Source organism: Luteibacter sp. P4_D7_3, assembly GCF_056401735.1.
Window position 1 is genome coordinate 1 of record NZ_JBFUIT010000238.1, and the last position, 6,451, is coordinate 6,451.

At 61.4% G+C, this 6,451-nt stretch carries 6 protein-coding genes and 6 tRNA genes; 3 read left to right on the top strand and 9 right to left on the bottom strand.

All coding sequences use genetic code 11. The features are described 5' to 3' along the window. On the top strand, nucleotides 1-1,205 hold a 1,205-nt coding region (locus AC1DSN_RS16695), incomplete at its 5' end, for an MFS transporter (protein WP_477331770.1). Between the two features lie 175 nt (nucleotides 1,206-1,380). Continuing rightward, on the top strand, nucleotides 1,381-1,536 hold the full coding sequence (locus tag AC1DSN_RS16700; RefSeq protein ID WP_477299171.1) for a hypothetical protein: 156 nt from the start codon (nucleotides 1,381-1,383) through the stop codon (nucleotides 1,534-1,536). A gap of 50 nt (nucleotides 1,537-1,586) precedes the next feature. Here AC1DSN_RS16700 and AC1DSN_RS16705 read toward each other — a convergent pair whose 3' ends face one another. Then, nucleotides 1,587-2,129 carry a hypothetical protein gene (locus tag AC1DSN_RS16705; protein WP_477299173.1) on the bottom strand — a complete coding sequence of 181 codons (543 nt, stop codon included), beginning with the start codon at nucleotides 2,127-2,129 and terminating at the stop codon, nucleotides 1,587-1,589. 77 nt (nucleotides 2,130-2,206) lie between these two features. After that, nucleotides 2,207-2,291, bottom strand: a tRNA-Leu gene (locus tag AC1DSN_RS16710). A 171-nt stretch (nucleotides 2,292-2,462) separates the two neighbouring features. On the opposite strand from AC1DSN_RS16710, the gene AC1DSN_RS16715 reads away from it, so the two are divergent. Further along, nucleotides 2,463-3,131: a hypothetical protein gene (locus AC1DSN_RS16715; RefSeq protein WP_477331772.1), complete on the top strand. Its 669-nt coding sequence runs from the start codon at nucleotides 2,463-2,465 to the stop codon at nucleotides 3,129-3,131. Between the two features lie 298 nt (nucleotides 3,132-3,429). On the opposite strand, the gene AC1DSN_RS16720 is transcribed toward AC1DSN_RS16715, so the two are convergent. From AC1DSN_RS16720 to AC1DSN_RS16750, 7 genes are all read right to left on the bottom strand, one after another. Further along, a tRNA-Lys gene (locus AC1DSN_RS16720) sits at nucleotides 3,430-3,505 on the bottom strand. Nucleotides 3,506-3,532: 27 nt separating this feature from the next. Next, nucleotides 3,533-3,609 (bottom strand) — tRNA-His (locus AC1DSN_RS16725). Between the two features lie 14 nt (nucleotides 3,610-3,623). After that, a tRNA-Arg gene (locus tag AC1DSN_RS16730) sits at nucleotides 3,624-3,700 on the bottom strand. Between the two features lie 24 nt (nucleotides 3,701-3,724). Beyond that, a tRNA-Pro gene (locus tag AC1DSN_RS16735) sits at nucleotides 3,725-3,801 on the bottom strand. 110 nt (nucleotides 3,802-3,911) lie between these two features. Next, nucleotides 3,912-3,988: transfer RNA gene (locus AC1DSN_RS16740), tRNA-Arg, on the bottom strand. 281 nt (nucleotides 3,989-4,269) lie between these two features. Beyond that, entirely contained in the window at nucleotides 4,270-6,201 is a 1,932-nt protein-coding gene (gene ftsH, locus AC1DSN_RS16745) for an ATP-dependent zinc metalloprotease FtsH (protein WP_477331774.1), read from the bottom strand. A 17-nt stretch (nucleotides 6,202-6,218) separates the two neighbouring features. Continuing rightward, the coding region (locus AC1DSN_RS16750) for an SAM-dependent methyltransferase (protein WP_477331776.1) at nucleotides 6,219-6,451 on the bottom strand (233 nt) is incomplete at its 5' end.

The window sequence follows — 6,451 nt, forward strand, 5'->3', positions numbered from 1 at the left end:
GCCTTCGCCTGTACGCCCTCGCCTTCGGCGGACTCCTCGCGACCAGTGTCATCGGCATGGCCCTCTCGGGACGTTGGAGCGACCGCAAAGGACCCGCCCCTGCCGTCTGGACCGGCCTGGTCGGCTTCGTGGCCGGCCTGCTGATCGCGGGTTTCGCCCACAACATGCCCACCCTGATCGTGGGTCGGTTGGTACAGGGCCTCGGAGCGGGCTGCCYGTCGCCTGCCCTCTACGTGATCGTTGCGCGCCTGTATCCGGACCACCTCAGGCCGAAAGTCTTCGCCTCGTTCTCCGCGGGGTGGGTCGTACCCGCCCTGATCGGACCGGCGATCAGCGGCGCCATCGTCGAGCACTTCGGTTGGCGCTGGGTGTTCCTTGCGGTGCCCCTGCTTGCCCTGCCCGCTGCGGCAGCGCTTCGTGGCGCATTGAGCTCCCTTGCACCGCCAACGCACGTCCAGGAAGAGAAGCCTGGTCGCATGATGAACGCCATCGGTGCTTCCGTCGGTACGTGCCTGCTGTTCGTCGCCGGGCAGGAACAGGGGTGGATCGCCGTCGCCCTCTTCGTGCCCGCCGTCGCCCTGATCATCGGATGTGGACGCCAGCTGCTACCCACCGGCACGTTACGCGCGGCGCGCGGACTACCGGCAGTCATCGCGTTACGTGGTGTCGCTGCCTCGGCCTTCTTCGGTGCCGAAGCCTTCCTGCCACTCGTGTTCTCGCAGCAACATGGTCTGTCGCCTACGTGGTCTGGTCTCGCTATCAGCGTCGGCGCGATCGGTTGGTTCTCGGGCTCGTGGTACCAGGGCCATTACGCAACGATTTCGCGACAGGCCCTGCTTACACGTGGCACGGCGCTCATGGTGTTCGGCGTGATCACCGCGTCGCTCGCTACGTTTCCATGGATGCCGGTGTTCGCCGCTGTGCTGGGATGGCTACTGACCGGCCTGGGCATGGGCATGCTCTACGGCACCGTCGCCGTTCTCGCACTTTCCATGTCGGGCGAGCACGAACAGGGCAGCAACAGTTCGGCGCTGCAGCTGTGCGAATCATTGATGGTCGCCACCACGCTGGCGATCGGCGGTACGTTATTCGCCGCACTGCTGAATGCGTCGCATACCGCGGCGTTTGCGGCGAACTTTGCGATTACGGTGGTGCTTGCCGTTTTGGGAACAATCGTAGCCCGGCGAACACAGGCACCCACCTGATCGCCTGGTAGCGAAAGCGACGTCACCCTGTATTTTTTAGTGACATTGGCTGACAGCGCAGCGCTTGCTACCTCTCTAACCTTGCGTGCACCCATGCCGGACGAAATCGCCGGTGCTACGCTGGGAATAAGCCATGCCCGCCATGCCACCGCCGGTCCAGCCGGAGACGATACCCATGATTGACGACGAGCGAGAGAAGCTCCGCGCGGAGCTCCGCAAGATCACTGCAGAGACGATGAAGATCAACGCAGAGGCGCGTTGGTATCCTTACGTCGCTGTCGCGGGCACCTTTGCCGCCGCGCTTGGACTGCTGAAACTCTTGGGATCATGACGTCGTCGCAGCTGCGCATATCGTGAGCAGCCGTAACGACGCAACGATGATTACGCCTGTCGAGCCACCCGCCCCTTCGCTCCCGGCCCGCATAGAAAATAGAAGACGGGGACCAGGTAGAAGATGAGGATGTGGCCCGACCAGAAACGGGCCTGCCATCCCAGGTAGTCCCTGTACTCGTCGTCCGTGAGGACGCGTGAAACGCCTGACACGTAGGCAATAGCCTTACCATTCGAGACTTGCACCTTTTCGCCGTGAGCGACCAGACACCAGACGAAGTTGAAAGCAACATAGGCGGCACACACGGCTATCGCTGCGCGCGCCCAGGTCGGCATGCCCGCTGCAATTCGCGAATTCGATACCGGACCGATCCGACCGTCACTCGCGTCGCGAACCATGGGCATGAACACGAGAAAGGCGCCAGCAAACAGAGAGAAAGAGAGCGGAAAACCCGGCCAGGATTCCGCTGGAATCGGCAGATTCAGAATGGCTCGTACGTGGATCGTCAGCGCGGCGCAAAAGCCGGCGAGTGCCGCAACGCCGGCAACTCTCGACCACCAGAATCTAGCCTCGCTTCCCTGCACTGAGTTCAAGGCGACTATCCTGCCGCGACCCTTCGGGCCGGGTAAGTGAGAGAGCTACTTGTCTGTGGCCGCGATCGACCCCTGGTTGGTGCGAGAGGCGGGACTCGAACCCGCACGGTTTTACCCGTCAGAACCTAAATCTGGTGCGTCTACCAATTCCGCCACTCTCGCTCGCGGCGCCATTCTAGGTCTCGCGCCGTCTCAGGTCTATCACCGGGGACGGATGTGGCCCAGAGGACGCCGCGAAGCGCAAATCAAAATTCAGGCCATTTTTCAGAATTTACGTATTCAATCGCCTTGCGCATACGCCGATCCTGCTCCTCCCAACCAAGGAGGCAACCCATGCGATATCTACTCCCCCTCACTGCCGCGGCGTTCCCGGCCCTCGTCATCGCGCAGGTTACTCAGCAAAGCGCAAGCATTTCGCCCGAGGGCGAAAAACGCGTCGTTCGGCAAGTGATCCTGAAGGACGAGCACGGGATGGACGTGCTCGTCGAGCAGCACCTAATCGAGCTCGAGAATGGTGATTATCTGTACTTGCACAGCTCTCAGCCCGGGGCCACTCGGGAGCTCGACGAACGGATCTGCGCCAGTTTTGGCTCACAGGTCTCCAGGGGCAGCGTCATCAGGCTGAGCCCCGATACGCTTGGAGGCGGAGCATGTCGATCCGAATCTCCCGTGGACCCCAGTGCTGCCACTCCAAAAGGGATTCGTGCCCCTTATCTACAAGCGGTCGCCCCCGGAAACTATGTTGTCTCCGCAAATCAGAACTCGGTGCACCGTGGCACATCGACGTATCGCCTCGACTCCGCGAGCACGGTCACCAGCGACCTTGTCATAGACAATCGGTGCCGCCAGTCGGCCAGCGACCCGACACCTGGCGGGGTTTCTGGCACCAGCGACGTCTACGTCAACTGTTTCATGCCTTCGGCAGGCACAGCACCCACCCGAATGACCACATGCGGCGGAGACCAATGTGCGCACGATGCAAATTCTTTCAGCGTCTTCTGATCCGCGAAGGCGACGGTCACTCCGAGATTTCTGGATCTTCAAGACTTCGATCGTGTCGAGCGGCGGACTGGCCGCTTGACCTTGTCCCAGCAGAGCCAGAACGGTTATCCGCCCGCCCACCCGACTTCACCCGCGTCTCCGCCCCGGCATGTGGCCGGATCAGCAGGCCCGAGCCTGGACGACCATCGCGGCGCGGCGTTCTCGGCTTGCCTGGCTTGCCGGTATCCATCGCTCAACCCTCGGGAAGATTACGGACAAAAAGAAAAGGCGCTTAGGTTTCCCTAAGCGCCTTCCAAAATGGTGGGCCGTGTAAGATTCGAACTTACGACCAATTGATTAAGAGTCAACTGCTCTACCAACTGAGCTAACGGCCCATTTTGAAACACATCGCACGTTGCAAGTGGGGTGGACGATGGGACTCGAACCCACGACATCCGGAATCACAATCCGGTACTCTAACCAGCTGAGCTACGCCCACCATAAAACACGATCTGGCGCGCCCGACAGGAATCGAACCTGCAACCGTCGGCTTAGAAGGCCGATGCTCTATCCGGTTGAGCTACAGGCGCAGGCACTGTACGTAGAACGCCGACTGGTCGGGGCAGAGGGATTCGAACCCCCGACATCCAGCTCCCAAAGCTGGCGCTCTACCAGACTGAGCTATACCCCGAAACTTAAAGCACTCACCGATACAACTAGGTGAAGCCTTCAAATGTTACGGGTCTAGCCCAAGCCCGTCAATCCGTATGAACACACCACACTTTCAACTGCATTTAAAGATGGTGCGCCCGGAGAGATTCGAACTCCCGACCACCAAGTTCGTAGCCTGGTACTCTATCCAACTGAGCTACGGGCGCACACTTTAAACCTTTGACTCGTTGCCTGCCGCTGTGAAGCGTTGGCGCCGTGTCGAGAAGCGGAATTATTCAGATATCGAGACGGTGCGTCAACACTTTTCTGCATCTTTTTTTCTCGAATCGGTAACAAGCGGGGTAATTGGCCGTCTGATTGGATGAAGGCGTGCGTATTCGCGAGCACCCAATCGCCGCTGAAGCGGCTCCCACAGGAGCGGTTTCCATGCGAGCGGTTTCGACAGACCCAAAACGAAGAAGGGCGGCCAATGGCCGCCCTTCCCTTCTTACAGCTGCGTAGCAGGCTTGCCTACCTTATCCGGTGCCGAGCCAGCGTCACCACGCGGGGGCGGCGGAGGCGGCGAACCAGGCTTGGTCCAGTCGATCGGCGGCCCRGGCTCGCGACCGTTCATGATGTCGTCGATCTGACGCGCGTCAATGGTTTCGTACAGCAGGAGCGTCTCGGCCATGATGTGCAGCTTGTCGATATTCGTGGTCAACAGCTCCTTGCTGCGCGCGTAGGCGCGATCAAGGATGGTGCGCACCACTTCGTCGATCTTGCGGGCGGTCTCGTTGGAGACGCTCTTGTGCTGCGTCACGGAGCGACCGATGAAGACCTCGTCTTCTTCCTCGCCGTAGGTCACCGGACCGAGTTCGTCGGACAGGCCCCACTTCGTCGCCATGTTGCGGGCCATCTTGGTCGCACGCTCGATATCGTTCGAGGCGCCGGTGGTGACCTTGTCGTGACCGAAGATCAGTTCCTCGGCAACGCGACCGCCGTACAGCGAGCAGAGCTGCGATTCGATCGCCACCTTGTTCATGCTGTAACGATCGCCTTCGGGCAGGTACATGGTGACGCCCAGAGCGCGACCGCGCGGAATGATCGTGACCTTGTAGACCGGATCATGCTCGGGCACCAGACGGCCGATGATCGCGTGGCCGGCCTCGTGATACGCGGTGAGCTTCTTCTCTTCGTCGTTCATGGCCATGGAGCGACGCTCCGTACCCATGAGGATCTTGTCGCGTGCACGGTCCAGGTGGCTCATGCGCACTTCGCGAGCGTTCTCGCGGGCGGCGAACAGCGCTGCCTCGTTGACGAGGTTAGCCAGATCCGCACCCGAGAAACCCGGGGTACCGCGCGCGATGACCATCGGCTCGACATCGGCCGCGGTCGGCACCTTGCGCATGTGCACCTTGAGGATCTGGTCGCGACCTTTCACGTCCGGCAGGCCAACGACGACCTGGCGATCGAAGCGACCCGGACGCAGCAGGGCCGGATCGAGCACGTCGGGGCGGTTCGTGGCGGCGATGACGATGATGCCCTCGGTACCTTCGAAGCCGTCCATTTCGACCAGCAACTGGTTCAGCGTCTGCTCGCGCTCGTCGTGACCGCCGCCCATGCCGGCGCCACGATGGCGGCCGACGGCGTCGATCTCGTCGATGAAGATGATGCAGGGAGCGTGCTTCTTGGCCTGCTCGAACATGTCGCGAACACGGCTTGCGCCGACGCCGACGAACATCTCGACAAAGTCCGAACCGGAGATGGAAAAGAACGGCACCTTGGCTTCGCCGGCGATCGCCTTGGCGAGCAGGGTCTTACCGGTACCCGGCGGGCCCACCATCAGCACGCCGCGCGGAATCTTGCCACCGAGCTTCTGGAACTTGCCCGGGTCGCGGAGGAACTCGACGAGCTCGCCGACCTCTTCCTTCGCCTCGTCGCAACCGGCGACGTCGGTGAAGTTGACCTTGACCTGGTCTTCGCCCTGAAGCTTGGCGCGCGAGCGGCCAAAGCTCATGGCGCCGCGGCCGCCGGAACCCGCCTGCATCTGGCGCATGAACCAGATCAGCACGGCGACGAAGATGATGATCGGCAGCCAGTTGAACAGCAGGCCGAGCAGGGAGAAGCCGTTGTCGGCTGGCTCCTGGCGGAGCTCGACACCCTTGTCGCGCATCTGCTTGACCAGATCGCTGCTGGACAGGCCGACCACCGGTACGACGGTGCGGTAGGCGCCACCATCTTTCAGCTTGCCGGTGATCGTCGGCGGTGCGGTGGAGGTGATCGTGCCGYTGGCGACATTTCCGTTATCGACGTTCTGGGCGAACGTCGTATAGGACATGTCCTGCGAGGATCCACCATGGGGATTGAAGGTCTGGAACACGGTCAGGAGGACCACCGCGATGATCAGCCAGAGCAACAGATTTTTTGCCATCTCATTCATGCGGTGTTCTCGCCAGGTTACCGGGACGCCGACTTGAGGCCGGTCGCCAGTGCATACACCTCCGCCGAACGTGCGCGGGAGGCTTTCGGTTTACGCATCGTCACGCGACTGAAGTCAGCGCGCAAGTTCTTAAGGTACTCGTCGAAACCCACGCCCTGGAACAGCTTCACCAGGAACGACCCGCCCGGTTTGAGCCAGTCGAGACTGAACTGCCGGGCCAGGTCACAAAGGTCCATCGCACGGATCTGAT

Coding starts and splice junctions, on each gene's coding strand:
- AC1DSN_RS16700 (WP_477299171.1), top strand. CDS start 1,381: ATGATTGACGACGAGCGAGAGAAGCTCCGCGCGGAGCTCCGCAAGATC.
- AC1DSN_RS16715 (WP_477331772.1), top strand. CDS start 2,463: ATGCGATATCTACTCCCCCTCACTGCCGCGGCGTTCCCGGCCCTCGTC.